Source organism: Vibrio sp. 03-59-1 (assembly GCF_013114135.1).
GTDB classification, from domain to species: Bacteria; Pseudomonadota; Gammaproteobacteria; order Enterobacterales; family Vibrionaceae; genus Vibrio; species Vibrio cortegadensis.
The window spans coordinates 214,913-239,786 of sequence record NZ_VTYA01000005.1; the positions used below are offsets into that span (position 1 = coordinate 214,913).

The window sequence follows — 24,874 nt, forward strand, 5'->3', positions numbered from 1 at the left end:
CTGAAGTTAGTCACGAACGTAGACAACATGGCCGTCATCTTCTTCGTCATCCCAATCTTCATCATCCCAGTCATCTTCCGTTACGACGTCTTTACCGCTCATCGCATCTTTATGGTAATCATCCCACATGAAGTCAACTTTTTCGTCTTCACTTAGCACTAATGCTTCTTTAGGTAGATTTTCCATGAAGGTAGATAACTTGAAGCACAACTCTTTAGTGCCTTGCTTGTTTACTGCTGAAATCTTGAAGTACTCATCTTCCCAACCAAGAGCATCAAGAACACTTTGAATGATCTTGTCAGCTTCTTCTTCAGGCATTAAGTCAACTTTGTTGAACACTAACCAGCGAGGTTTTTCTGCCACTTTTTCACTGTATTGCTCTAGCTCATCAATGATCGTCAGTGCATTCTGAATAGGATCTGATTGATCAATTGGCATGATATCGATCATGTGCAGAAGAACGCGGCAACGTTCAAGGTGCTTCAAGAAACGAATGCCCAAACCGGCACCGTCAGCAGCGCCTTCAATTAGACCCGGGATATCGGCAACAACAAAGCTACGCTCAGGAACGACACTCACCACACCCAAGCTTGGAATTAACGTAGTAAATGGGTAATCGGCAACTTTTGGTTTCGCTGCTGATACAGAACGAATAAAGGTTGATTTACCTGCGTTAGGCAAACCTAGCATACCAACATCAGCCAGTAGCAATAGCTCTAACCGCAGTTCGCGAACTTCACCTTTAGTACCTAAAGTCTTCTGACGAGGAGCTCGGTTCACTGACGACTTAAAGCGAGTGTTACCTAGACCGTGCCAGCCGCCTTTAGCAACCATGATTTTTTTGCCGTGTTCAGCAACTTCACCCACCACTTCATTGGTGTGGATATCAACAGCACGAGTACCAACAGGTACGCGTAATACTTTGTCTTTACCACGCTTACCAGTACAGTTACCGCCGCTACCATTAGTGCCACGCTCAGCCTTATGGAAACGTTCGAAACGGTAGTCAACAAGAGTATTTAGGTTCTCGTCAGCTTGGATATAAACATCGCCGCCATCACCGCCATCGCCGCCATCAGGGCCGCCTTTAGCAACAAATTTTTCACGCCAAAAACTAACAACGCCGCTACCGCCGTCGCCCGCTTCTACTTTTACTGTCGATTCATCAACAAATTTCATCTTTTACTCCGCATTTTGTGCGTTGCAATATCACCCAACTAAGCATGATATAAATTCTAGCAGATCCGAGAATAATAGATCGATCACCTCAAAACTATTGTTCACCTGCGAAAGGAACAAAAAGGAAGATAAGCTCATTATTATGAACAGTGATCTTACTTTTTGTTCTCTCTATAAATAAAAAACCCCGCCTAAAGGCAGGGCTTTTGAATTCAGCTTGAAACTAAGAATTACTCAGAATCGATGCTTACGAATTTACGGTTTTTAGGACCTTTAACTTCAAATTTCACTTTACCTTCAGTAAGAGCGAAAAGAGTATGGTCTTTACCGATGCCAACGTTTGTGCCAGCGTGGAACTTAGTACCACGTTGACGAACGATGATGTTACCTGCAAGAACAGATTCACCACCAAAACGCTTAACACCAAGACGTTTGCTTTCTGAATCGCGGCCGTTATTAGTAGAACCGCCAGCTTTTTTGTGTGCCATTGTAGAACTCTCCTAATACTTAAGCGTTGATGCCAGTGATTTTCACTTCAGTGAACCACTGACGGTGGCCTTGCTGCTTACGAGAGTGCTTACGACGACGGAACTTAACGATTTTAACTTTATCGCCACGACCGTGTTGTACTACTTCAGCAGTAATTTTACCGCCCTCTACTAGAGGTGCGCCAACTGAGATTTCTTCACCGTTTGCAATTAGTAGAACTTTATCAAATTCAACTGTTGCGCCAGTTTCAACGTCTAATTTCTCTAAACGAAGGGTTTGACCTTCGCTTACTCGGTGTTGTTTACCACCAGATTGGAAAACAGCGTACATATTTTACTCCGCTTTTTCCGCACAGCCTATGGTTGTTATTTGAACAACTCGGGTGTGCGCTAAACTAATCAATAGGGCGCAGATTCTACGTGAACCATACGTCTATGACAAGCCATATTTTAAAATAATTGGCGAAAAGCTAATCGCCAAAGAAAAGTGCGGCAATCATGCCCTTTAGTGATGTATTAATCAACGTTTTTTAGTGTACTATTCGTAAATTAAATAGAACAAATAAACCTTACAGGGTCTAACCTCAGCCGGGTATATAATGGATTTTAAAGCTATCCAAACGCTTACTGCCGATGATATGGCAAAAGTGAATGAAACAATTCAAGCTCAACTCAATTCTGATGTAAGTTTAATCAACCAATTAGGCTTTTATATTGTGAGTGGCGGTGGCAAACGCCTACGCCCACTGCTTGCGATACTATCGGCAAAAGCCTTGGGATATCAGGGAGAAGCGCACACGACAGCGGCCGCATTTATTGAATTCATCCATACAGCAACCTTGCTGCATGACGATGTTGTTGATGAGTCAGACATGCGACGTGGCAAAGCAACCGCTAATGCCGCCTTTGGTAATGCTGCTAGTGTTTTAGTCGGTGACTTCATCTATACCCGTTCATTCCAGATGATGACAGGGCTAGGATCACTAAAGATCCTTGGACTCATGAGTGAAGCGGTGAATGTCATTGCGGAAGGGGAAGTTCTGCAATTAATGAACTGTAACGATCCCAATACCACTGAAGAGAGTTACATGCAGGTCATCTACTCTAAAACCGCGCGCCTCTTTGAAGCCGCGACTCAGATTGGGGCCATTTTGACTGATTCTTCTACTGAAATTGAAGTCGCCTTGCAAAACTACGGTAAATACCTAGGCACTGCATTCCAACTGATTGACGATGTGATGGATTACACCTCTGATGGCGAAGATATGGGAAAAAATGTGGGGGATGACCTTGCAGAAGGCAAACCTACTCTTCCTTTGCTTTACGCAATGCGCCACGGAAACCCAGAGCAAGCTGAAATGATTAAAGAAGCTATCGAGCAATCCAATGGCATAGATAAGCTAGATGCAATTCTAGAAACAATGAAGCAAACCGGCGCTTTGGAATACACCACTGATAAAGCACATGAAGAAGCAGACAAAGCGATTCTTGAACTCTCGATTCTACCTGAGTCTGAATATAAGCAGGCGTTAATTACCCTTGCTCATTTAGCCGTGAATCGAACCAAGTAAGTTCAGTTAAGAGGCGTAACCAAACGCTCCTTTGTCATTCGAAATACAAAAAAGCCTATATGACCTCTCACCAGTGAGGTCATATAGGCTTTTTTATTTTTAGCGTACACAAAATAAAAAAGCCGACCATAGGCCGACTTCAATTCAATAACTGCCTTCCAATATAGAAAGCTATCTTTTAGTGCTATTTAGCGAATTCAACACCCGTCGTAATGTCACCATTTAACGTTTCTAGCATGCCGTCTAGTGCTGCTTTTTCAAACTCACTCAGCTCACCGTAGCTTAAGATTGCTTCTGCACCCTCTTTACCTAGCTTAACGGGTTGTGCGAAGAATGGAGCATGTTCGCCTTCACCTTCAACATAAGCGCACTCGATGACATTCTCTTCACCTTGCAAGCCTTTGACAAGAGCAAGACCAAAACGACAAGCCGCTTGTCCCATTGAAAGTGTCGCACTACCACCGCCCGCTTTAGCTTCCACAACTTCAGTACCCGCATTCTGGATACGTTTTGTCAGTGCAGCCACTTCTTCATCGCTAAATTCCACACCTTCTACTTGAGAAAGAAGAGGAAGGATCGTTACGCCAGAGTGGCCACCGATAACAGGAACACGAACATCGCCTGGATCTTTATCTTTCAGTGCTGCAACAAAAGTTTCTGAACGGATCACATCAAGAGTCGTGATACCAAATAAACGGCGCTTATCATAAACACCCGCTTTTTTAAGCACTTCAGCGGCAATAGGCACCGTAGTGTTTACAGGGTTTGTGATGATACCAACACAAGCTTTTGGACAAACTTGTGCAATTTTTTCAGTCAGAGACTTAACGATACCGGCATTGACATTAAAAAGATCCGCACGATCCATCCCAGGTTTACGAGCGATACCAGCAGAGATCAATACAACATCAGCCCCTTCAAGAGCAGGAGTTGGATCTTCGCCAGCATAACCTTTGATCGATACAGGAGTTGGGATATGACTAAGATCAGCAGCAACACCAGGTGTAACCGGAGCGATATCGTAAAGGGCTAGATCTGAACCAGCAGGAAGACGGTTCTTAAGTAGTAGGGCTAGAGCTTGACCGATGCCACCAGCGGCACCAATAACAGCAACTTTCATTATAGTTCTCCTTGAGAATGGATCTCTTATAAATATATTTGTAGGTTTTTTGTATATTGGATGAATAGAAAATTATAGTAATCACATACTGATTACAATCAATTAACTTCAGCTTTGCGACCTCGCTCAAACCAATATATAGGCAATAAAAACGTGCTACACAGAAGAACGAGATTATGAACTTAAATTAATAATCTCACAACGGAATACCACCGAACGGAAAGAAGCATTTTATAAAGGTTTTACAGTGATATTAATAACAGATTTCAGGGATAGTTTGGTTAATCCCTCATATCTATGTCAGAATGCGCGGCTGTGGATATATGTGTTTTCTCAGCGGGATATAAGACAGAACTATGCGCAATACAGAAAAACAAGATAACTTAGTTCGAGCTTTCAAAGCCTTACTAAAAGAAGAGAAATTTGGCTCACAAGGTGAGATCGTAGACGCTCTAAAACATGAAGGTTTTGAGAGTATCAACCAATCGAAAGTATCTCGGATGCTTACCAAGTTTGGAGCAGTTCGTACACGCAATGCCAAAATGGAAATGGTGTACTGCTTACCTGCTGAGTTGGGTGTCCCTACGGTATCAAGCTCCTTACGTGAACTTGTTCTCGATATTGATCATAACAATGCGATTGTTGTTATTCATACCGGACCAGGTGCAGCTCAACTTATCGCACGCTTACTTGATTCTTTAGGTAAGTCAGAAGGCATTTTAGGTGTCGTAGCTGGAGATGATACTATTTTCATTACTCCAACTCTCAACGTTACCACTGAGCAATTATTCGACTCAGTATGCGATCTGTTTGATTACGCAGGCTAACTATTTGATTCTTATATAGGTCACTGTGAGACTCTTTCGCTGTGACCTAGCTCACATCTTACGCTATTCATCTCCTAGTCTCATGCTAAATTCAAGTTATTGATTTTCATCGAATTTCAACATCTCATTTCTGCTATTTTCTTGTTATACACTTAGACTATTTAGCTATAACTTTTAACATTCTTGTAATTATCTACCAATTTTTTGCTATTATTCAGCCTCTTTTTCAACCGATGGATTGAAAAAGGTGCCGTTTTTAGATAGGAAACTCCAGAAGCAGCTACACTTGTTTCAGGACTAACAATGAATAAGGAAGGAAAATTCATGGCATTTAACAAACTTGTTAAAGTCAGCGCTATTGCAGCTGCAGTAATTGGTGCTGGTGCAGTTAACGCACAAGAGTTCATCACAATTGGTACAGGTTCAGTAACTGGTGTTTACTACCCTACTGGCGGTGCTATTTGTAAATTAGTGAACAAAGGTCGTAAAGAGCACAACATTCGTTGTTCAGTAGAATCTACTGGTGGCTCAATTTACAACGTTAACACTATGCGTGCGGGTGAGCTTGATTTTGGTGTTGTTCAGTCTGACTGGCAGTTCCACGGCTACAACGGTACAAGTAAATTTGCAGAACAAGGTCCGTACAAAAAACTGCGTGCAATGTTCTCTCTTCACACAGAACCATTCAACATCATTGCTCGTTCAGATGCTGGTATCGAAGGCGTTGCTGATCTAAAAGGTAAGCGTGTAAACATCGGTAACCCAGGTTCTGGTGATCGCGCAACAATGGGCGTTGTCATGGATGCGATGGGCTGGACAAACGACAGCTTCAAACTAGCGTCTGAACTTAAAGGTTCTGAGCGTTCACAAGCTCTATGTGATAATAAAATTGACGCATTCATCTACATGGTTGGCCACCCGAACGGATCAATCAAAGAAGCAACAACATCTTGTGATGCGAAGCTAGTTCCAGCTACGGGTCCTCAAATTGACAAGATTGTTGCTGACAACCCTTACTACGCCTACAGCAATGTACCTGCAGGTATGTATCGCGGTACAGAAGATGACGTAAACAGTTTTGGTGTTGCCGCTACGATGGTAACAACGACGGACGTTCCTGATGAAGTTGCTTACAATGTTGCAAAAGCAGTATTTGAAAACTTTAGCACTTTCAAACGCCTTCACCCTGCGTTTGCAAACCTGAAGAAAGAAGATATGGTTAAAGCAGGTCTATCTATCCCTCTTCACTCAGGTGCAGTTAAATACTACAAAGAAGTCGGTCTTTTGAAATAATTGTTTCAAACTATTGTCTAATATAAGGAGGCTCCAGCCTCCTTATTTGTTTACTCCGCATGATGAATGCTGAGATGTTTTTGCCAATTCAATCCCAATTACTATAACGGCAAAACATAACCACTTTTGGTTTTCTAAATTTGAAAAACCAACCTTCGTAATAACCCAAGACAAGTCGATACTCAGAGCAAGTTTTCATCTATTTACTACACTGATAGGTGCTCAATAGAACTCTAAGTCGAAGAACGATGAGTCTAGACCATCAAGAAATAAGGATAAAGTACATGACGCAGACAAACACACCGTCTCCAGATGTGCAAGAAATGGTGGCCCAATCCGACACCGGAGCGCGAAATCCGAGCGGTCTTTCTGGGAGAATTTTATGGTTTGTACCACTCTGTTGGTCGCTATTCCAACTTTGGTACGCATCGCCACTGCCATTTATTTTTGATTTTGCCGTGCTTAATGACACTCAAGCACGCTCGATCCATCTCACTTTTGCTATTTTCTTGGCGTTCACCGCCTACCCTGCAATGAAAAATTCACCGCGAGATAGCATTCCCGCGGTCGATTGGTTACTAGCCCTAGCAGGTAGTTTTTCAGCGGCTTATATCTACCTTTTTTATAGCGAATTAGCCGACCGTTCAGGCGCACCGACGACTTTTGATATCGTTGCTGCCGTTACAGGAATGGTTCTACTTTTAGAAGCAACTCGTCGAGCTTTAGGTCCACCGTTAATGGTGGTAGCGGCTGTGTTCCTACTGTACACATTTGGCGGCCCTCACATGCCAGATGTTATCGCTCATAAAGGGGCAAGCTTGAATAAAGCAATGTCTCACCTATGGCTAACCACTGAAGGTGTATTTGGCGTAGCGCTCGGTGTTTCAACCTCTTTTGTATTCCTATTCGTTCTTTTTGGCGCGATGCTAGAGCGAGCTGGTGCAGGTGCATACTTCATTAAAGTGGCCTTCTCACTACTTGGTCATATGCGTGGCGGACCAGCAAAAGCGGCCGTTGTCGCTTCTGGTTTATCCGGTCTTGTTTCTGGATCTTCAATTGCAAACGTAGTCACCACTGGTACGTTTACGATCCCATTAATGAAACGTGTCGGGTTTTCTGGCGAAAAAGCGGGAGCAGTTGAAGTTGCCGCATCCACAAACGGGCAATTAACACCACCAATCATGGGTGCAGCAGCATTCTTAATGGTGGAATACGTGGGTATTTCTTACGTAGAAGTGATCAAAGCAGCTCTACTTCCAGCACTAATTTCTTACATTGCGCTTATCTACATTGTTCACTTAGAAGCCTGTAAAGCCGGCATGACCGGGCTACCTCGTCGCCACACACCAACAATTATCCAAAGCTTGCTCTCTTTCACCGGAACCATCCTTGGTTTATGTGTAATAAGTGCTGCGGTTTACTACGGCGTCGGTTGGACGAAAGATGTATTTGGTGCGGCAGCAACCCCGATTGTGACCGTTGCTTTATTACTCTCGTATGTGGCTCTGATCCGCGTATCCGCAAAGTATGCAGCGGAAGGCGGCATGGATATGAACGCCGAATTAACTGAAGTACCAGAACCAGGCCCAACCGTGAAATCTGGTTTGCACTTTCTGTTACCTATTGTTGTTCTAGTCTGGTGTTTAACCGTTGAGCGTTTTTCTCCTGGATTATCTGCATTCTGGGCAACCGTGTTCATGATCTTCATTTTGATCACTCAACGTCCATTGATTGCTCTGATGTCTAAAACGGGTGATATCAATGAGCAAGTAAAAGCGGGATTCATCGATCTACTCGAAAGCTTAGTCTCTGGCGCTCGTAATATGATCGGTATTGGTGTCGCAACTGCCGCTGCGGGTACGGTTGTCGGTGTTGTAACGCTTACTGGTATCGGCTTAGTCATGACCGACTTTGTTGAGTTCATATCTGGCGGAAGCATCATTTTAATGCTGCTATTTACTGCGGTTATTAGCTTAGTGCTGGGTATGGGGTTGCCAACCACGGCAAACTACATCGTTGTGTCTACTTTGATGGCGCCAGTAATTGTGACTTTAGGTGCCGCTCACGGGCTGATCATTCCACTCATTGCGGTCCACCTATTTGTGTTCTATTTCGGGATATTAGCCGATGATACGCCACCTGTAGGTTTAGCTGCGTTCGCGGCTGCTGCGATTGCAAAATCAGACCCAATTCGAACCGGTATTCAAGGTTTTACCTACGATATTCGAACGGCCATTCTTCCATTTATGTTTGTGTTTAATACGCAACTCCTTTTAATGGGTATTGATACATGGTGGCATTTAGCGCTAACCATCTTCTCATCTGTCGTTGCAATGCTCATCTTCTCTGCGGCAACGCAAGGTTGGTGGTTCACTCGTAACAAGTGGTGGGAAACAGTGCTACTTCTTGCTCTCACTTTTACCTTCTTCCGCCCTGGTTTTTGGTGGGACATGGTTTACCCTGCAAAAGTTCTTTCGCCAGGAGTTGAGATAGCTCAAATTACTGAAAAACTAAATGTAGGACAATCACTTGAGCTGAGAGTTGCTGGTGAAAACCTTGAAGGCGACTACTCTGAGAAAACGGTTCGCCTACCATTTGATGATTACGCGGTAAGCGCAGAAGAGCGAATTTCGTCAATGGGCCTAATGCTAAATCAGGTTGATGGCAAAATGATTGTTGATATGGTTGAGTTTGGTAGCCCTGCGGAGTCTTCTGGTATTGATTTCGATTGGGAGATTAAATCCATTATTCAAGATGCAGATAGACCGATGAAAGAATGGGTTTTTGTTCCAGCCCTACTTCTTCTTATTGGACTAGGCTTAAACCAACGTAGACGCGCTCGTAAGGATGAACTAAGCGCTTAATAGAGAAAGTGGTACTATCGGCTTTCTTACTGGAAAGGATATTGGCGGCAGCTAGCGATTAGCGTTAGCTGCACAATTTAAAGAGAATAAATAATGTATAAACAAATCCTTGTTCCTGTCGATTTAAATGATAAAGGCTTTTCAGATAAAGCCGTTGAGTTAGCGGTTTGGCATGCGAAACACTCTAACGCTGAAGTTCACCTATTGAATGTTTTACCTGGCATTCATATGTCTATGGTCGCGACTTACTTCCCTAAAGATGCGGCTCACAAGATGAAGCTAGATGTTAAAAGCCAGCTGAAAGCTTTTGCTGATCAACATATCGATGATGAAGTTATCTACAAAGTTCATGTTGCTGAAGGAAAACCATACTCAACCATCCTTGAGTATGCAGCAAAACTTGGTGCCGACTTAATCATTATGCCAAGCCATAAACGGTCAAGAATGGACAAAGTCGTGCTAGGATCGGTGGCGAGTAAAGTCGTGCAAAACTCACCTATCAATGTGTTAGTGGTAAAACCGCAGAACTCGTAACATGATCTCTATCGATATAAGATCGATTCAGATTTCTATAGAAAACGGCCATTCAATGAATGGCCGTTTTTTTAATTTTTAGGCAAGGTTTTGTAGTCTGGTAAGCATTCACTCGCTTCAAAGTGTTGCAGAACTTGAGGCTCAACCTCTGGATAGAAATCGCATGGCACAAACGCCGTAAACAATTTTTCGGTGGCGGGATGATAAAAACTCAGCTCACAAGCATGCAGCGCTAATCTATCAGAGAAAGTTAGCGCCTCACCTGACGAGTAAAACTCATCACCGACAATAGAGTGCCCTATTTCCATCGCATGAACACGTAATTGATGTGAACGACCAGTGATAGGAAGTAACCTCAATAAGGTCGTTTTCTCTTCACGCTTCGCCACTTGGTAGCGCGTTTGTGATGGCTTTCCATCTTCATGACAAACCTTCTGTCTTGGTCTATTCGGCCAGTCACAGATGAGCGGAAGATCAATCTCGCCTTGTTCCTCTTCGACTAATCCCCATACACGTGCGTAATATATTTTGTGAGTTAAGCGGTATTGAAACTGTTTCTTCAATGAACGCTCAGCTTCTTTATGCATGGCGAAAAGCATTAAACCCGATGTCGACATATCGAGTCGATGCACCACCTGTATCTCTGGGTATTCAGCGACTAAACGGCTCCACATACTATCATAATGCTCAGGCGCCCTACCGGGTACGGAAAGCAATCCCGATGGCTTATTGGCGACCAGAATATCATTATCTTGATACACAATATCAATCCAAGGTTCGGTCGGGGGAATGTATTCAATCATCGCCATTGTGACATCTCATTTAGTAAAAAAGAAAAACTCGATTTAGTCTAAAAACTAAATCGAGCTCTATCATGCTATCTCTTTATCAGGCTCATTGGTCGCTCAATATCACCCTCAAGAATAAACAATATTAGTTGTGGCTTACCACTATCATGCGTAATGAATCGAGCTGCACTTGGGCTTTACCAATGTATCCCGTTAACTCTTGAATTTGCGTTTCAATCGCTTCAAGCTCTTCATCTCGGATATTTGGGTTTACCGCTTTAAGTGCCTGTAAACGCTCTAACTCACCATTAAGGTTAGACTGCATATCTTGCTGAGCCTGCTCACGGATCGCTTCTACACGCTCTACAACTTGAGCTTCCCCTAATGAAATAAGCTTATAAACATCATTTTGAACCGATGCCACCAGCTTGCTGCCTAAATGGCGGTTGACTGGGCTAAGTTGACGGTTAAAGCTTTCAAATTCGACTTGTGCAGACAGGTCATTACCACGTGCATCCATCATTAAACGGATTGGCGTTGGCGGTAAGAAGCGACTGATGCCACTGCGTTTTGGTGCTTGAGCATCAACAAGATAGACAAGCTCTAGCAAGATCGTACCAACAGGCAACGCTTTATTCTTCAGTAAAGAGACCGCTGACGTACCGACACCTTCACTCATCAATAGATCGATTCCACCTTGAATCATTGGGTGTTCCCAGCTGATAAAGTTCATATCTTCACGAGACAATGCGGTTTCACGATCAAACGTGATCGTCGCGCCTTCATAAGGCAGTCCAGGGTAGCTCGGCACCATCATATGTTCAGATGGCGTCACAACCAGTGCGTTTTCACCTTTATCATCTTGGTTTAGGCCGATGGTATCGAATAAGCTCAAAGCAAAAGTGATCAAGCCTGTATCGCCATCGGTTGACGCGATCTTATTGACGATCTCTTGCGCTTTCTCGCCACCATTCGAGTGCATCTCAAGTAGACGGTCACGACCTTGCTCTAGCTGAGATTTCAACTCTTTGTTCATCTTCGCCGACTCATCAATGATTTCATCTAACTGCTCAGTGTTACCTGTCGCTAGCATGTCGATCAATGTCGCTGCGTATTTGTCGTATACCGCGCGTCCTGTCGGGCACGTTTCAGAAAATGCACCAAGGCCTTCATCAAACCAACGCGCAAGAATCGCTTGAGAAGTCCCTTTTAGGTAAGGCACATAAATATCGATATCGCGCTCTTGACCAATACGATCTAAACGGCCAATGCGCTGCTCTAACAGATCGGGATTAAATGGAAGATCAAACATCACCAATTGGTTAGCAAACTGGAAGTTACGACCTTCAGAACCGATTTCACTACAGATCAGAACTTGGGCGCCACCCTCTTCTTGAGCGAAATATGCAGCCGCTTTGTCACGTTCGATGATTGACATGCCTTCATGGAAAACGGTCGCTCTAATGCCTTCACGTTCTCGTAGTGCTTGCTCAAGTTGTAATGCCGTACTTGCACGAGAAGCAATGACTAACACCTTCTCACTGCGCTTCTCTTTAACTTTCTCTAATAACCAGTTAACGCGAGAATCGAACTGCCACCAAGATGCATCTTCCCCTTCAAATTCTTGGAAGATCTCTTCAGGGTAGAGCATTTTCATTGCACGAGCTTCAGGAGGCATTTTGCCTCCGATCATGCCAGATACACGCATTGATGTGGTGTACTGAGATGGGATATCCATTGGTAGCAAGTGAACATTACGCTCTGGGAAGCCTTTAATTGCCGCACGAGTGTTACGGAACAGTACTCGCCCCGTACCGTGGCGATCCATTAAGTTGTCAATCAACTCTTGGCGTGCTGCGGCTTTCTCTTCTTCGTCACTGTCACTTTCGATAATACGGAACAGAGGTTCTACATCTTGCTCTGATAGCAGTTCTGTAATCTGATTCTTCGCGCTATTTTCTAATTTGATACCCGAAAACAGTGCCGTTACTGAATCGGCAACTGGTGCGTATTGATCTTCTTCGGTGACAAAGGTTTGATAATCATAAAAACGATCAGGATCAAGCAAGTGTAGACGAGCAAAATGGCTTTCTCGGCCGAGTTGTTCCGGCGTCGCGGTTAATAGCAGTACGCCTGGAGTGCGATCAGCAAGCCCTTCAACCACTTGATATTGGCGACTCGGCTTGTCTTCGCTCCACTCTAAGTGATGCGCTTCATCCACGACTAATAGATCCCACTCACCTTCTAATGCTTGCTCATAACGCTTACGACTCTTACGTAGGAAGTCTAATGAGCAAAGAACATATTGCTGGGTATCAAATGGGTTGTCTGATTCAGCAAAGGCTTCAATGCAACGCTCTTCATCAAAGATAGAGAAGTGCAGGTTAAAACGACGCATCATTTCAACGAGCCACTGATGCTGCAATGTTTCTGGAACAACAATAAGAATACGTTCAGCACGACCAGACAACACTTGTTGGTGAATGATCATACCCGCTTCGATGGTTTTACCTAAGCCCACTTCATCAGCCAGCAATACACGAGGAGCATGACGACGACCCACTTCGTGTGCGATGTAAAGTTGATGAGGGATCAGACCTGCACGCATACCACACAGACCACGCATTGGGCTCTTGTGCTGTTCAAACTGATTGCTCAACGCTCGGTAGCGCAGAACAAAGTTATCCATACGATCAATCTGACCAGCAAACAGCTTATCTTGAGGCTTGTTAAAGCGAATTTGGTTACTTAAGAAAATTTCGCGCAGTGCGATCTCTTCTTCGCCATTATCTTCGCGCTTACCGATATAGATAAACAATCCTTTGTCTTCGATGACTTGTTCAACATTGAGAGACCAACCTTCTTGGCTTTCGACAACATCTCCAACGTTAAATGTTACTCGGGTTACGGGTGCTTCAGTTCGTGCGTACAAACGGTTCTCTTCTGAAGCGGCAAACATTAATGTCACTGTACGAGCATCCAATGCTACGACGGTACCTAAACCTAAATCGCTTTCCGTATCGCTAATCCAGCGTTGCCCCAAAGCAAATGTCATGAATTGACTACCTCATCTATTAAATGGAATTTGGTCTATTAATTTTAGCTATAAATCTTCTTTCTGTTGCCCATTTTAAAGGCAACATTCAATAATTCAGCACGAATGTTATAGGAACAGAAAAAGGTCGCTAATCTTACTTGATGCTGTGATTTAGGTCACGCCCAAACACTCATTATCTTGACTCTTTTTCTGTCTATTTTCTTACGCATTTACAAAAATGAGCGCCTAGTTACCTAGGCGCTCATTATCATCATTTATGGTGTTTACTGTTTAGCTAAATCTTACTCGGTACCACCAACGGTCAATGAATCCAGTTTCAATGTTGGCTGACCGACACCGACAGGTACACTTTGACCTGCTTTACCACAAACACCTACACCGCGATCTAAGCTCAGATCATTACCAACCATAGAGACTTGCTGCATTGCTTCAATACCAGAGCCAATAAGCGTCGCACCTTTGACTGGGTGAGTAATTTTACCGTCTTCAATCATGTAAGCTTCTGATGCAGAGAAAACAAATTTACCTGAAGTGATATCCACTTGACCGCCACCAAAGTTCGGAGCGTAAATGCCTCGCTTCACTGTCGAGATGATCTCTTCTGGGCTGTGCTCACCCGGCAACATGTATGTGTTTGTCATGCGCGGCATTGGTAGATGAGCATAAGACTCACGACGTCCGTTACCTGTTGGTGCAACACCCATTAAGCGAGCGTTCAATTTATCTTGCATGTAGCCTTTGAGTACGCCGTTTTCAATCAGTGTATTGTATTGGCCATTGACACCTTCATCATCCACATTTAGTGATCCACGAAGATCTTTCAGCGTGCCATCATCCACAATCGTGCAAAGCTTTGACGTGACCTGTTCGCCAACTTTACCAGAGAATACCGATGATTCTTTGCGGTTAAAGTCACCTTCTAGTCCGTGACCCACCGCTTCATGTAACAAGACACCTGGCCAACCAGAACCTAATACCACTGGCATTGCGCCTGCTGGTGCGGCAATCGCTTCAAGGTTCACTAGCGCTTGACGAATCGCTTCATCAGCATATTGATAAGCGATCTGAGTTCCGTTTTCATCACCTAAGAAGAAATCATAACCAAAGCGGCCACCACCGCCTGAGCTACCACGCTCGCGACGATCACCTTTTTGCGCCAACACGCTGATAGACAAACGAACTAGTGGGCGAATATCACCCGCATAAGTCCCGTCAGTTGCGGCAACTAGCATCTGCTCGTGCACACCACTCAAACTAATTGAAACCTCTTGAACCATCGGTTCTTTAGTACGGATATACGCATCTAACGCTTGTAATAGCTCTGTTTTTTGCTGCTTCTGCCAACACTCTAATGGGTTCGTTGCGCCGTAATACGCTTGGTTTGAGCTACGCTTAAATGCTTGAACCTGACCATTTTGACCTTGTTGAGCAATACCACGTGCCGCAATGGCACTCTGCTTTAAGCCATCAAGCTGAATTTGGTCCGAGTATGCGAAACCCGTTTTTTCTCCAGAGACTGCGCGAACACCTACACCACAATCAATGTTAAAAGAACCATCTTTGATGATGCTGTCTTCTAGTACTAGAGATTCATGCCAGCTTGATTGAAAGTAAATATCTGCGTAATCAATTTGACGAGTCGCAATACTCGCAAGGGTATCTGCAATATCTTGCTCAGTTAAACCAGTAGGGTTAAGTAGTGCTTCTTCAAGACGATTAATGGTCATATTTGGTTCTTATTATCCTAATAAAATTGATTACTAAAACGCGAGTGTTGGAGGATTGGCATTCGTTGCCTAATCGGTTCTATTTGAGATAGATCGATCTCAACCACTAAGTTCTGCGCATGTTGGTCGAGTTGACGAGTGACTCCACCCCACGGATCTATCACCATAGAGTGTCCCCACGTTTCTCGACCGCAAGGATGAACTCCACCTTGCCCGGCAGCCACTATCCAACACTGATTTTCAATCGCTCTGCTTCTAAGTAACACCTCCCAGTGGGCATTACCCGTCACGGCTGTGAATGCAGCAGGAACGACAATTATTTGAGCACCTTTACGCCTCAATTCTGAGTATAGATGTGAAAAACGCACATCATAACAAATACTCAAACCTAAACACCCAAATGGTGCCTCATGCGTGACCACTCTATCACCAGGAGTAAAGGTCTCAGATTCTCGATAACATTGGTGCTTATCGGCAACATCCACGTCAAACATATGCAGTTTATCGTAATGTGTCACCAGCGTACCAAAATCATCGAACACTAAAGTCGTGGTGGTGATGCCTTTTTCCGTTCGAATCGGCATGCTTCCAATCACTAGCCATAGCTTAAATCGTCGAGCTAGTGATTGCAGTTTCTCCTGAATCGGTCCTTGATTCAGTGGCTCAGCATAACGATGGTAATCCTCTTTGCTACCAAAAATAATCGAATTTTCTGGTGTCAGGACCCAAGTAACCTTCTCTTGAGCGAACTTGTTTAGCTGATCTTCTATATGCTGCAAGTTAACCCAAGGATCCGCCCCTGATGTCATTTGAATGATTCCAACGTTACTCATAGCGATTCCTTTTGCTATTCAAACCTATATTTCAGTCTCTATTTTAATTTTTCCAACAGCTTCTCTGGTAGCTTAAATTCGCCCTTGCTCCGTGAAAGCTCTTTTACCACAGGTGAATCAAGCGGTCCCTTCACTTCATAATTTACTTGAGTGATTACCTCAACAACGGGTGAGATTACCGTGGTGATCGCAAGTACATAAAGCGCGGTTTGTGGCGTCACAGCGAAAGCGGTCAGTACCGGAATACCTGAGGTAATATCGGGCGTGAATTCTACTTCAGCATCAACCAACTGAGTGTTCAAATTCGCAAGGCCTTTAATATTCATCTCACCCGCGACCGCATCCATATTAATGTCATTGGTAACAAACACACCATCTTGAATTTTCCCGCTACCAGTGATGCTCGTAAATGCCATTCCTTTATCAAATACGTCACTAAAATCGAGTTTCATCTTACGGATGATTGAATCAAGGCTAAATAGACCGAGTAGGCGAGCAGCACCACCCACATCAGAAATCACCCCTTCGCCAAAGGTCAGATCAAGATTGCCTGACAAGGTATTCACTTGCATTGACCAAGGTGAACCATCCCACTCCGCTTGAGTGGTTATCTCAAATGGAGCTTTTTGAATACCGGAATCAACACCGAATCGCTCCATCAAATCGCTATTATTTTCGCCTTTAATATGAATATTTGTACTGGAGTGGCTCACCTCGTCTTTGAGTGTCCACCAGCCATCAATGTTCAGTTCATTCGTTCCACTGATCACTTGAACCTTTTTCCATTCAAGCCGATCATTTTGGCGTTGGAGATCAACGTTTACTTTACCTACGTTATAACCTTGCAGCCAAAAATCATTGATCACTAAGGTTAAGTTCGGCATCGCTTTATGGAATTTCCGTTCAAACTCTGAGATTAAAGGCCTCAGTTGTTTTGCTTTTTCTTCTTCCGGCGTTTTTTCTTCTAATACTTTATCAATAGCAGGAACATAGATGTGCAGCCGATCGAGGGATACACTCAGATCGTAAGGTTCAAGATAATTCACTCGACCTTCAATTTCTTGGCTCTCAACATCCATCTGCCAACCGAGGTTTTTTTTACGAGCACTAAAGTCCACATCATGCCATTCAAGGCCTGCAAATGTTAAAGCTTGGCTTTGTACTTTCAAACGTTTAGGCAACGGAATAATCGGGGTATTCATGGTATCGACCACCGATTTGGCACCGACGACAGGCTCATCAGCCACAGAAATCCACTCATCCAAATCAAACGTATCAGTACGAACAAGAACGTGGTGCCCAACAACAGGGCTAATTTTAAAGCCGCCATTCCCGAGCACTAAGTTAGTGGCGGTGAGTACTGGTGTATCATGAGTGATATCGATTTCTGCTTGGTACTTAGTATTAGGCAATTGCAAACGAGCGGTTATGGACTCTTGGTTACCTGACGCTTGTAAACTAGCTTTACCCTTATCTCCGGCAGATTTTGCTAACGGATATGGGTACTGGCTCTCTAAAGAAGTTAGGTTTGATTGCAAATCTAGCTGATAAGTAAATCCAACATCATTAAGTTGAAGGTCTACCCCAAGCTCCCAAGGTGCGTGGCCACTCAATCGCTTTAACCATCGTTGTCCAAGGTATGGCGTCAGTGGCTTCACATCCCAATCCCCTACCGCATCCAATTTTACGGCATAGCCTTGGCCTGCATTTTCACCGGTAAAATCAATGGATACTGGTTGATCTAAGATCTCACCGCCCAGTCCAGAAGCCATAATTACATCATCATCAAATTTAATTCGCCCCGTGACTTTTTCCAGAGTCATTGGTGGCGCAGCCATTTCTACGTGATTATTGTTTAAATCAGCAAAGCCCCATGCTCGTGTATCTTTGCCTTCATCAAATGGAATATTTAGCTTAAATTCGGACGATACCTTACCACTCACTTGAATCGCGGTAAGAGCAGCACCAACAGAGTCAACCAATGGCGAGGCTGTCATGTAATCCCGTACTGCATTTCCTGAAGCACTGACTTTCGCTTCAATTTCGATATGCCCGCCTTCTCCTAAATTGGGGATACGCCCTGTAATACGTTGCGCGTTGACTCCCATCAATTTTGCAGAACGTGAATCTAAGTGCATTGCCGCATTTTCAAACAGAAGGTCCAACTGCAAATTAGTCACTAGTGGCCAAGCGGTATCAAAACTAAACTTCGCATCTTCGAGACCAACCCAAGCTTGAAAGATGCCATCGTTTTTTTGATATGGGTAATCGCCCAACTCTCCATACCACAACAATTTCGCAGTATGGGCTTTCCCTGCCTGAACCGCAGCAGAGAGATAATCTGTAAGGTCTTGTCCAAGAGCAAGAGTCGGTAAATAACGCCATGTTTGTCCTGCGTTATACACATCCGCTTCCGCATAAAAAGAGAGAAATGGACTAGCGTTATTCGGAAAATCCAGACGGAAAGCACCTAGTACTTGTAAATCCGGAGTCGCTGCGGTGACTTTATCTGCCCATAAACTCCAGCCGTCATCTTGGCGTTGCCACACCACATCAACCGCACCTTGCTTAATCACTAATGGCGCTTGAAATACTTCCCCATAAGGGAGTTCATCATCGATAATTTGTAGTTTGGCTGTCGCTTGAGTTTTCGAACCTGCAATGGTGGCATTCGCATAGTTAACACCAGGAAGAAGTTCCCACTGCTTAATCGCGCCATCAACTAATGAGGCTGAATAGGTTAAAGAATCGGCGTCTTGCCCTTGTGCAATACGTATATCTTCAATTCGACCGCGTGGTGAAAGCTTATCTAGCAATTGCGTCATTTCTGTAGAATCAGGGAGCAATTTAGCCATAGGACTTAGCGTAGCAATATCAAGCTGTGAAACATTAAGTCGCCACTGTTCGGGTTGCCACTCAAATGCAATATCCAGTTCAGGCCATGGCGTGTCGTCAGTTCTAAGTTGAAGTGAGTGCCCATTAACTTGCCAACCTTTTTTCAACGGAGACAATTTAAATATGCCAGATTCAATAATTAGTTCGTGCTTTGAACCTTCCGTCCATGACAGTTCTGACGGAAGTACTTCAACATAAGCATCGACGGGTTTACTGCGATGTAATGTTATCCAACTATTTAAGCTCACTTTGCCTTGATCAATGCCCGTTTCTGTTTGTAGATAACGGGTTAACCATGGAGTCACTAATACGTTTTCAGCACTGACATAGAACTCCCCTGAGACAACTTGCAGCGATCCATGATCAATAAAGTTAGCACTTACCAACAATGAGTTAAGACTTGAGTCCGCGAGGCTCACTTCGCCTTCCACTTTGTGGTTTTTACCTTGGTTACGCCATTTCAGGTGACTAATATCAAGCTGACGCTCTTCACCTGAAACCGCTTGATACTGCACCAAAGAGTTCGTCACGGTGAAGTCTTCTAATTGGCGGAGCAGCAACGAATCCAGTTTTTGTATCACATTGGACTGCGGCGCTTTGGTCGAATCGCTAGGAAGATTGTTACCCTCTTGCTGAACCAAGCTGATCGAGCGAATATCTAAGTTCAACCCATTCAACGTGAGATCGGCGATAACTGGCTTAAGGTGAATCATCGATTGAATAAGATCGAATTCTATTTCGACTTCCTCAACAGAGAGATGATTCTCTTGCCCGGCTAAATTGGCATCGATATTTTTTAAGGAAATGGAGGGATGCGTGTTACGCCAAAAGCCGCTAACACCAGAAAGGGTGAATTCAAAACCAGATCCTTTACTCACCCAAGCTTCTATCTCAGATTTATGCTGATTTAGCTGAGGTAAAGTAATGCGCAAGGCCGTAACAGTGATAGCAAGAGTCACTAACACTGTTACTAATAACCACAATGAAATTCGCCATAAGCGTGTAAAAGTTGAACTCACAAAACTCTCATTACATCATAACAACATCGAATTGTTCTTGAATATACAGTGACTCAGCTTGAATGCGGACTTGCTTACCAATGAAGACTTCCAACTCAGCCAAAGCGTGTGACTCGTCACCTTCCAACGTTTCTGCGACGGCAGGTGAAGCATAAACCACAAATTTATCTGCATCATAAGCACGATTTACTCGCGTTATTTCACGTAAAATTTCAAAGCAGACAGTCTCGACAGTTTTCACTGAACCGCGACCTTCACAAGTAGGACAACTCGAACAAAGAATATGCTCAATGCTTTCTCGAGTTCGTTTACGAGTCATTTCAACCAAACCAAGTTGAGTAAAGCCGTTTATATTGGTTTTAACGCGATCTTTACTTAATGCCAACTCTAATGAATTCAATACTCGCTTACGGTGCTCTTCTGACATCATATCGATAAAATCAATAATAATGATCCCACCAAGGTTACGCAGACGCAATTGACGAGCAATAGCTTGAGTCGCTTCAACGTTAGTATTGAAAATCGTTTCTTCTAAGTTTCGACGACCAACAAATGCCCCCGTATTAATATCGACGGTAGTCATCGCTTCAGTTTGATCGATAATCAAATAACCGCCGGATTTAAGTTCCACTTTTCGGTCCAGTGAACGCTGAATTTCATTCTCAGTGTCATGCATATCAAAAATAGGCTTGTCACCTTCATACAGCTCTAATTTCGATGTTAGTTCAGGCACATACTCAGAAGTGAATTCTTTCAAGTATTCAAACTCTTGACGAGAATCGACTTGAATTTTGTCCAGTTCAGTGCCAACAAAATCACGTAAGATTCGTTGTGCTAAACCAAGCTCTCCATAAAGTGTAGTACGAGTTTTATATTTTGATTTACGTTCAATGATCTTCTGCCATAAACGTTTCAAAAACGCAGCGTCTTGAGACAATTCTTTCGCATCAGCCCCTTCCGCAGCGGTGCGGATAATGAAACCACCGTGCTCATCACAATAGCGTGATACGACTTTTTTCAATCGACCACGCTCTGATTCACTTTCAATACGCTGAGATACGCCAACATGGCTCGCCCCCGGCATAAAGACAAGGTAACGAGAAGGTAAGGTAATATCGGTAGTAAGACGAGCACCTTTAGTACCAAGTGGGTCTTTCACCACCTGAACAACGATATCTTGGCCTTGGCGAACTAATTCAGAAATATCACGAACTTGGAACTGTTTTTTTTCATTTTCAGCGACGCATTCAGTATGCGGAACAATATCTGAAGCGTGCAAAAACGCCGCCTTTTCAAGGCCGATATCAACAAAAGCAGCCTGCATTCCTGGCAGAACACGGCTTACTTTGCCTTTATATATGTTTCCAACAATCCCGCGACGAGCATCGCGTTCGACATGGACTTCTTGAAGAACTCCACCTTCTATCATGGCCACTCGAGTTTCACTCGGGGTCACATTTAATAGCAACTCAGCACTCATGAAGCGCACCTCAATGTAATTTATAAGAATTCGTGCAAGAGCTGGTCTGTTTCAAATAAAGGTAAACCGACAACGGCGTAATAACTTCCTTCTATACGGGTGACAAATCGCCCCCCTAAACCTTGTATTCCGTAACTTCCAGCTTTATCGCATGGTTCCCCTGACAACCAATATTGTTCTATTTCGTATTCAGTTAGGGGCTTGAACCATACATCAGTAGTCACCACTACTGACGATTGTTTAGTGTCTGTTACCACGCTAACCGCTGTCATCACTTGATGGCGGTTAGCCGATAGTTTTAGCAACATGGATCTAGAATCAGAATAATCAACTGGCTTTTCTAATACTTGATTATTACAAACAACCACAGTATCAGAACCAATCACGATTGAGTCCGGTGCAGATAAACTTAACCCTGCCCGAGCTTTATCTTGAGACAAACGAAGAACATATTCGTATGGGCTTTCATGAGCTTGCTTCTCTTCTTTTATGTCCGCATTCACAATGCTGAACTGATAGCCAAGTTGCTCAAGTAGCTCTTTACGTCTTGGAGAGCCTGATGCTAGTACTAGGTTTATTTCATTGTGCATTAGACTATCTCACATGCCACTGACGACGAATTCGTCTCATTAGTAAAAACATCCATGGCCAAAGTATACAGTTAATCATACCTGCCCACAGAGATAATGGGTTAAACACGACATCTTGGATCAAATATTCACCAAAGAAGATCAATACTTGCATTAGAATCGTTAATAAACCGATGATTATGGCCTGTTGCCACAATGCCATATTCCTAATGACAAGAAAGTTCAATGCAATGATGTAGATGATGAGCGACATCATCATCCCTCGGATACCTAGAGTTGATCCAATCAATAAGTCCCAAAGTAGCCCTAAAACTAATGCGGTACCAACATTGACTCTATGTGGCAATGCGAGCACCCAATAACACGTCACGAGTAATAACCAAGATGGGCGTAATAAATCGAGGAGCCCAGGCCATGGAATAGTTTGTAGCACTAACGCAAAGATGAAAGAGGTACCAATCACGATTTTGCTTCTTAATACACTATTCGCCATTTTTAGCCTCTACTTTTACATCATCTTTCTTTGCTTCATCTTTCGCTATTGCGGCTTCATCTTGATGCTTAACCAGCTCCTTTGCCATACTTTCTGGGGCAGATTGCTGAACTTGAAGACGGCGCTCTTCATTCGGCCAAATCAAGAGTAAATACCTTAAGCGATCAAATTCAACTACAGGCTCGGCGGTAATGGCCGCAAACTCACGACGCATATCGTGTTCAACAGAAGTCACATAAGCAACAGGATACCCTTCAGGATAAACACCCCCTAAACCTGAAGTCACCAGAAAATCACCGTTCTGAATGTCAGTACTAGTAGGAATATACTCAAGCTGAATTTGATCAACTTTTCCATTTCCTGAAGCTATGACTCGAATGTCATTACGTACCACTTGAACAGGGATAGCATTATTGGCATCAGTCAGTAGCAATACACGGCTATTGTGTGCGGCAACAAACGTCACTTGACCAACAACACCTTTTTCATTCAGAACAGGTTGCCCTTCATACACACCATCAATCCGACCTTTATCGATCACGACTTGATGTCGGTAAGGAGAGGTATCGACAGCCATCACTTCGGTTACCACCTTGCGCTCATCTCGAACGAAAGGAGAACCCAATAATTTCCGTAATCGCTGATTTTCTTCTTTATATTGATCCAATAAGATCAAATCACTTTTGAGACGCAAAACCTCTCGCTTCATTGCGTAACTTTTCTCTATTAAACCTTGACGAGTATTCAAACGCTCATAGAAACCATCAAACATGACTCGCGGTAAGTTAGCAGTATATTGAATAGGAGCAACAAGGCTATTGAGGAAATATCGGACACTTGAGAATGTGTCTAAACGACTATCAGCCAGCATAAGGCTGGCTGATAGAATTACAGCAAAAAACAAGCGCAGTTGTAGAGATGGGCCTCTACCAAAAATTGGCTTCATTTATATTTGGTCCTAGAATCTAGGTCCTAGGCACTAGAACATTTCTAGAACCTAGCACTAAACCGTTATTCTTCGCTGAACAGATCGCCACCATGCATGTCGATCATTTCTAGAGCTTTACCGCCACCAAGAGCAACACATGTTAAAGGCTCTTCTGCAACGACAACTGGGATCCCAGTCTCTTCTGTTAATAAGCGATCAAGGTCTTTCAATAGCGCACCGCCACCTGTTAGAACCATGCCATTTTCAGAGATATCAGAAGCCAGCTCCGGTGGGCATTGCTCTAATGCAACCATCACAGCTGAAACAATGCCGGATAGTGGCTCTTGTAGTGCTTCAAGGATTTCATTTGAGTTAAGTGTAAAGCTACGAGGAACACCTTCAGCAAGGTTACGACCACGCACTTCAATCTCTTCAACATCATCACCAGGGTAAGCTGAACCAATTTCATGCTTGATACGTTCTGCCGTTGCTTCACCAATTAAGCTGCCGTAGTTACGACGAACATAGTTAATGATCGCTTCATCGAAACGGTCACCACCAATACGAACAGATGATGAGTACACCACACCATTCAGTGAAATTACCGCGACTTCTGTTGTACCACCACCGATATCGATAACCATCGAACCTGTTGCTTCAGATACTCGAAGACCAGCACCAATCGCTGCGGCCATTGGTTCATCAATCAGGTAAACCTCACGAGCGCCCGCACCAAGTGCTGACTCACGAATAGCACGACGCTCAACCTGAGTAGAACCACAAGGTACACAAACCAAAACGCGTGGGCTTGGTTTAAGCACGCTATTATCGTGAACTTGTTTAATGAAGTGTTGTAGCATTTTTTCAGTTACGTAGAAGTCGGCGATCACACCATCTTTCATCGGACGAATTGCTGAAATATTACCGGGTGTACGACCTAGCATTTGCTTTGCTTCATGGCCGACAGCTGCAACACTCTTTGCTGATCCTGAACGGTCTTGACGAATTGCAACTACTGAAGGTTCATCGAGAACGATGCCTTGGCCTTTAACGTATATAAGTGTGTTGGCAGTACCTAAATCGATAGATAGGTCGTTTGAAAACATGCCACGAAGTTTTTTAAACATATTCTTCGCTCATCCTGCAAGAATTAGAAGACAAAAATTGCACTAAATGTACCAATGCCT

General features: G+C 43.7%; 19 protein-coding genes. 5 read left to right on the forward strand and 14 right to left on the reverse strand.

The features are described from left to right. Nucleotides 1-6 precede the first annotated feature (6 nt). The 3 genes from cgtA to rplU all read right to left on the reverse strand — a co-directional run bounded on the left by cgtA (nucleotide 7) and on the right by rplU (nucleotide 1,998). A complete protein-coding gene (cgtA, locus tag F0249_RS07260) occupies nucleotides 7-1,179 on the reverse strand; it encodes an Obg family GTPase CgtA (RefSeq protein WP_017051155.1) in 1,173 nt (390 codons plus the stop codon). A gap of 230 nt (nucleotides 1,180-1,409) precedes the next feature. Further along, complete coding sequence (gene rpmA, locus F0249_RS07265; RefSeq protein ID WP_017051156.1) at nucleotides 1,410-1,667, reverse strand: 50S ribosomal protein L27; 258 nt, start codon at nucleotides 1,665-1,667, stop codon at nucleotides 1,410-1,412. 19 nt (nucleotides 1,668-1,686) lie between these two features. Further along, the gene (gene rplU, locus F0249_RS07270; protein WP_017051157.1) at nucleotides 1,687-1,998 is read right to left on the reverse strand and encodes a 50S ribosomal protein L21; all 312 of its coding nucleotides are present in this window, start codon (nucleotides 1,996-1,998) and stop codon (nucleotides 1,687-1,689) included. Nucleotides 1,999-2,266: 268 nt separating this feature from the next. Here rplU and ispB point away from each other — a divergent pair, with 268 nt between their 5' ends. Beyond that, nucleotides 2,267-3,238 (forward strand): octaprenyl diphosphate synthase, encoded by a 972-nt coding sequence (ispB, locus tag F0249_RS07275; protein ID WP_017051158.1) that lies wholly within the window; start codon nucleotides 2,267-2,269, stop codon nucleotides 3,236-3,238. 184 nt (nucleotides 3,239-3,422) lie between these two features. Here the strand turns inward: ispB and mdh are convergent, their stop codons facing one another. After that, nucleotides 3,423-4,358, reverse strand: a complete 936-nt coding sequence (gene mdh, locus F0249_RS07280; RefSeq protein WP_171756238.1) for a malate dehydrogenase — start codon at nucleotides 4,356-4,358, stop codon at nucleotides 3,423-3,425. Between the two features lie 356 nt (nucleotides 4,359-4,714). On the opposite strand from mdh, the gene argR reads away from it, so the two are divergent. The 4 genes from argR to F0249_RS07300 all read left to right on the forward strand — a co-directional run bounded on the left by argR (nucleotide 4,715) and on the right by F0249_RS07300 (nucleotide 9,876). Then, complete coding sequence (argR, locus tag F0249_RS07285) at nucleotides 4,715-5,185, forward strand: transcriptional regulator ArgR (RefSeq protein WP_017051160.1); 471 nt, start codon at nucleotides 4,715-4,717, stop codon at nucleotides 5,183-5,185. 324 nt (nucleotides 5,186-5,509) lie between these two features. Further along, nucleotides 5,510-6,478 carry a TAXI family TRAP transporter solute-binding subunit gene (locus tag F0249_RS07290; protein ID WP_171756239.1) on the forward strand — a complete coding sequence of 323 codons (969 nt, stop codon included), beginning with the start codon at nucleotides 5,510-5,512 and terminating at the stop codon, nucleotides 6,476-6,478. A gap of 284 nt (nucleotides 6,479-6,762) precedes the next feature. Beyond that, a complete protein-coding gene (locus F0249_RS07295; RefSeq protein ID WP_171756240.1) occupies nucleotides 6,763-9,342 on the forward strand; it encodes a TRAP transporter permease in 2,580 nt (859 codons plus the stop codon). A gap of 93 nt (nucleotides 9,343-9,435) precedes the next feature. Continuing rightward, a complete protein-coding gene (locus F0249_RS07300; RefSeq protein WP_136994197.1) occupies nucleotides 9,436-9,876 on the forward strand; it encodes a universal stress protein in 441 nt (146 codons plus the stop codon). A 71-nt stretch (nucleotides 9,877-9,947) separates the two neighbouring features. On the opposite strand, the gene F0249_RS07305 is transcribed toward F0249_RS07300, so the two are convergent. The 10 genes from F0249_RS07305 to F0249_RS07350 all read right to left on the reverse strand — a co-directional run bounded on the left by F0249_RS07305 (nucleotide 9,948) and on the right by F0249_RS07350 (nucleotide 24,814). Next, on the reverse strand, nucleotides 9,948-10,685 hold the full coding sequence (locus tag F0249_RS07305) for a pseudouridine synthase (protein WP_171756241.1): 738 nt from the start codon (nucleotides 10,683-10,685) through the stop codon (nucleotides 9,948-9,950). Nucleotides 10,686-10,809: 124 nt separating this feature from the next. After that, entirely contained in the window at nucleotides 10,810-13,719 is a 2,910-nt protein-coding gene (gene rapA / locus F0249_RS07310) for an RNA polymerase-associated protein RapA (protein ID WP_171756242.1), read from the reverse strand. A gap of 284 nt (nucleotides 13,720-14,003) precedes the next feature. Continuing rightward, entirely contained in the window at nucleotides 14,004-15,449 is a 1,446-nt protein-coding gene (gene tldD / locus F0249_RS07315) for a metalloprotease TldD (RefSeq protein WP_017051166.1), read from the reverse strand. A 17-nt stretch (nucleotides 15,450-15,466) separates the two neighbouring features. After that, on the reverse strand, nucleotides 15,467-16,282 hold the full coding sequence (locus tag F0249_RS07320; RefSeq protein ID WP_171756243.1) for a carbon-nitrogen hydrolase family protein: 816 nt from the start codon (nucleotides 16,280-16,282) through the stop codon (nucleotides 15,467-15,469). Nucleotides 16,283-16,320: 38 nt separating this feature from the next. Continuing rightward, nucleotides 16,321-20,196: a YhdP family protein gene (locus F0249_RS07325; RefSeq protein WP_171756244.1), complete on the reverse strand. Its 3,876-nt coding sequence runs from the start codon at nucleotides 20,194-20,196 to the stop codon at nucleotides 16,321-16,323. A gap of 10 nt (nucleotides 20,197-20,206) precedes the next feature. Continuing rightward, nucleotides 20,207-21,676, reverse strand: a complete 1,470-nt coding sequence (gene rng, locus F0249_RS07330; protein WP_017051169.1) for a ribonuclease G — start codon at nucleotides 21,674-21,676, stop codon at nucleotides 20,207-20,209. A 20-nt stretch (nucleotides 21,677-21,696) separates the two neighbouring features. Further along, nucleotides 21,697-22,266: a nucleoside triphosphate pyrophosphatase gene (locus tag F0249_RS07335; protein WP_017051170.1), complete on the reverse strand. Its 570-nt coding sequence runs from the start codon at nucleotides 22,264-22,266 to the stop codon at nucleotides 21,697-21,699. A 4-nt stretch (nucleotides 22,267-22,270) separates the two neighbouring features. After that, nucleotides 22,271-22,759, reverse strand: coding sequence for a rod shape-determining protein MreD (mreD, locus tag F0249_RS07340; protein WP_017051171.1), 489 nt, complete (start codon nucleotides 22,757-22,759; stop codon nucleotides 22,271-22,273). Next, nucleotides 22,749-23,705 (reverse strand): rod shape-determining protein MreC, encoded by a 957-nt coding sequence (mreC, locus tag F0249_RS07345; protein ID WP_171756245.1) that lies wholly within the window; start codon nucleotides 23,703-23,705, stop codon nucleotides 22,749-22,751. The genes mreD and mreC overlap by 11 nt, the downstream gene beginning before the upstream one ends. Nucleotides 23,706-23,770: 65 nt before the next feature. Further along, nucleotides 23,771-24,814 (reverse strand): rod shape-determining protein, encoded by a 1,044-nt coding sequence (locus F0249_RS07350; RefSeq protein WP_017051173.1) that lies wholly within the window; start codon nucleotides 24,812-24,814, stop codon nucleotides 23,771-23,773. Nucleotides 24,815-24,874: the final 60 nt, after the last annotated feature.

Excerpts from the sequence above, each read along its gene's own strand:
- cgtA (WP_017051155.1), bottom strand. The coding sequence starts at position 1,179 with ATGAAATTTGTTGATGAATCGACAGTAAAAGTAGAAGCGGGCGACGGC.
- rpmA (WP_017051156.1), bottom strand. The coding sequence starts at position 1,667 with ATGGCACACAAAAAAGCTGGCGGTTCTACTAATAACGGCCGCGATTCA.
- rplU (WP_017051157.1), bottom strand. The coding sequence starts at position 1,998 with ATGTACGCTGTTTTCCAATCTGGTGGTAAACAACACCGAGTAAGCGAA.
- ispB (WP_017051158.1), top strand. The coding sequence starts at position 2,267 with ATGGATTTTAAAGCTATCCAAACGCTTACTGCCGATGATATGGCAAAA.
- mdh (WP_171756238.1), bottom strand. The coding sequence starts at position 4,358 with ATGAAAGTTGCTGTTATTGGTGCCGCTGGTGGCATCGGTCAAGCTCTA.
- argR (WP_017051160.1), top strand. The coding sequence starts at position 4,715 with ATGCGCAATACAGAAAAACAAGATAACTTAGTTCGAGCTTTCAAAGCC.
- F0249_RS07290 (WP_171756239.1), top strand. The coding sequence starts at position 5,510 with ATGGCATTTAACAAACTTGTTAAAGTCAGCGCTATTGCAGCTGCAGTA.
- F0249_RS07295 (WP_171756240.1), top strand. The coding sequence starts at position 6,763 with ATGACGCAGACAAACACACCGTCTCCAGATGTGCAAGAAATGGTGGCC.
- F0249_RS07300 (WP_136994197.1), top strand. The coding sequence starts at position 9,436 with ATGTATAAACAAATCCTTGTTCCTGTCGATTTAAATGATAAAGGCTTT.
- F0249_RS07305 (WP_171756241.1), bottom strand. The coding sequence starts at position 10,685 with ATGGCGATGATTGAATACATTCCCCCGACCGAACCTTGGATTGATATT.
- rapA (WP_171756242.1), bottom strand. The coding sequence starts at position 13,719 with ATGACATTTGCTTTGGGGCAACGCTGGATTAGCGATACGGAAAGCGAT.
- tldD (WP_017051166.1), bottom strand. The coding sequence starts at position 15,449 with ATGACCATTAATCGTCTTGAAGAAGCACTACTTAACCCTACTGGTTTA.
- F0249_RS07320 (WP_171756243.1), bottom strand. The coding sequence starts at position 16,282 with ATGAGTAACGTTGGAATCATTCAAATGACATCAGGGGCGGATCCTTGG.
- rng (WP_017051169.1), bottom strand. The coding sequence starts at position 21,676 with ATGAGTGCTGAGTTGCTATTAAATGTGACCCCGAGTGAAACTCGAGTG.
- F0249_RS07335 (WP_017051170.1), bottom strand. The coding sequence starts at position 22,266 with ATGCACAATGAAATAAACCTAGTACTAGCATCAGGCTCTCCAAGACGT.
- mreD (WP_017051171.1), bottom strand. The coding sequence starts at position 22,759 with ATGGCGAATAGTGTATTAAGAAGCAAAATCGTGATTGGTACCTCTTTC.
- mreC (WP_171756245.1), bottom strand. The coding sequence starts at position 23,705 with ATGAAGCCAATTTTTGGTAGAGGCCCATCTCTACAACTGCGCTTGTTT.
- F0249_RS07350 (WP_017051173.1), bottom strand. The coding sequence starts at position 24,814 with ATGTTTAAAAAACTTCGTGGCATGTTTTCAAACGACCTATCTATCGAT.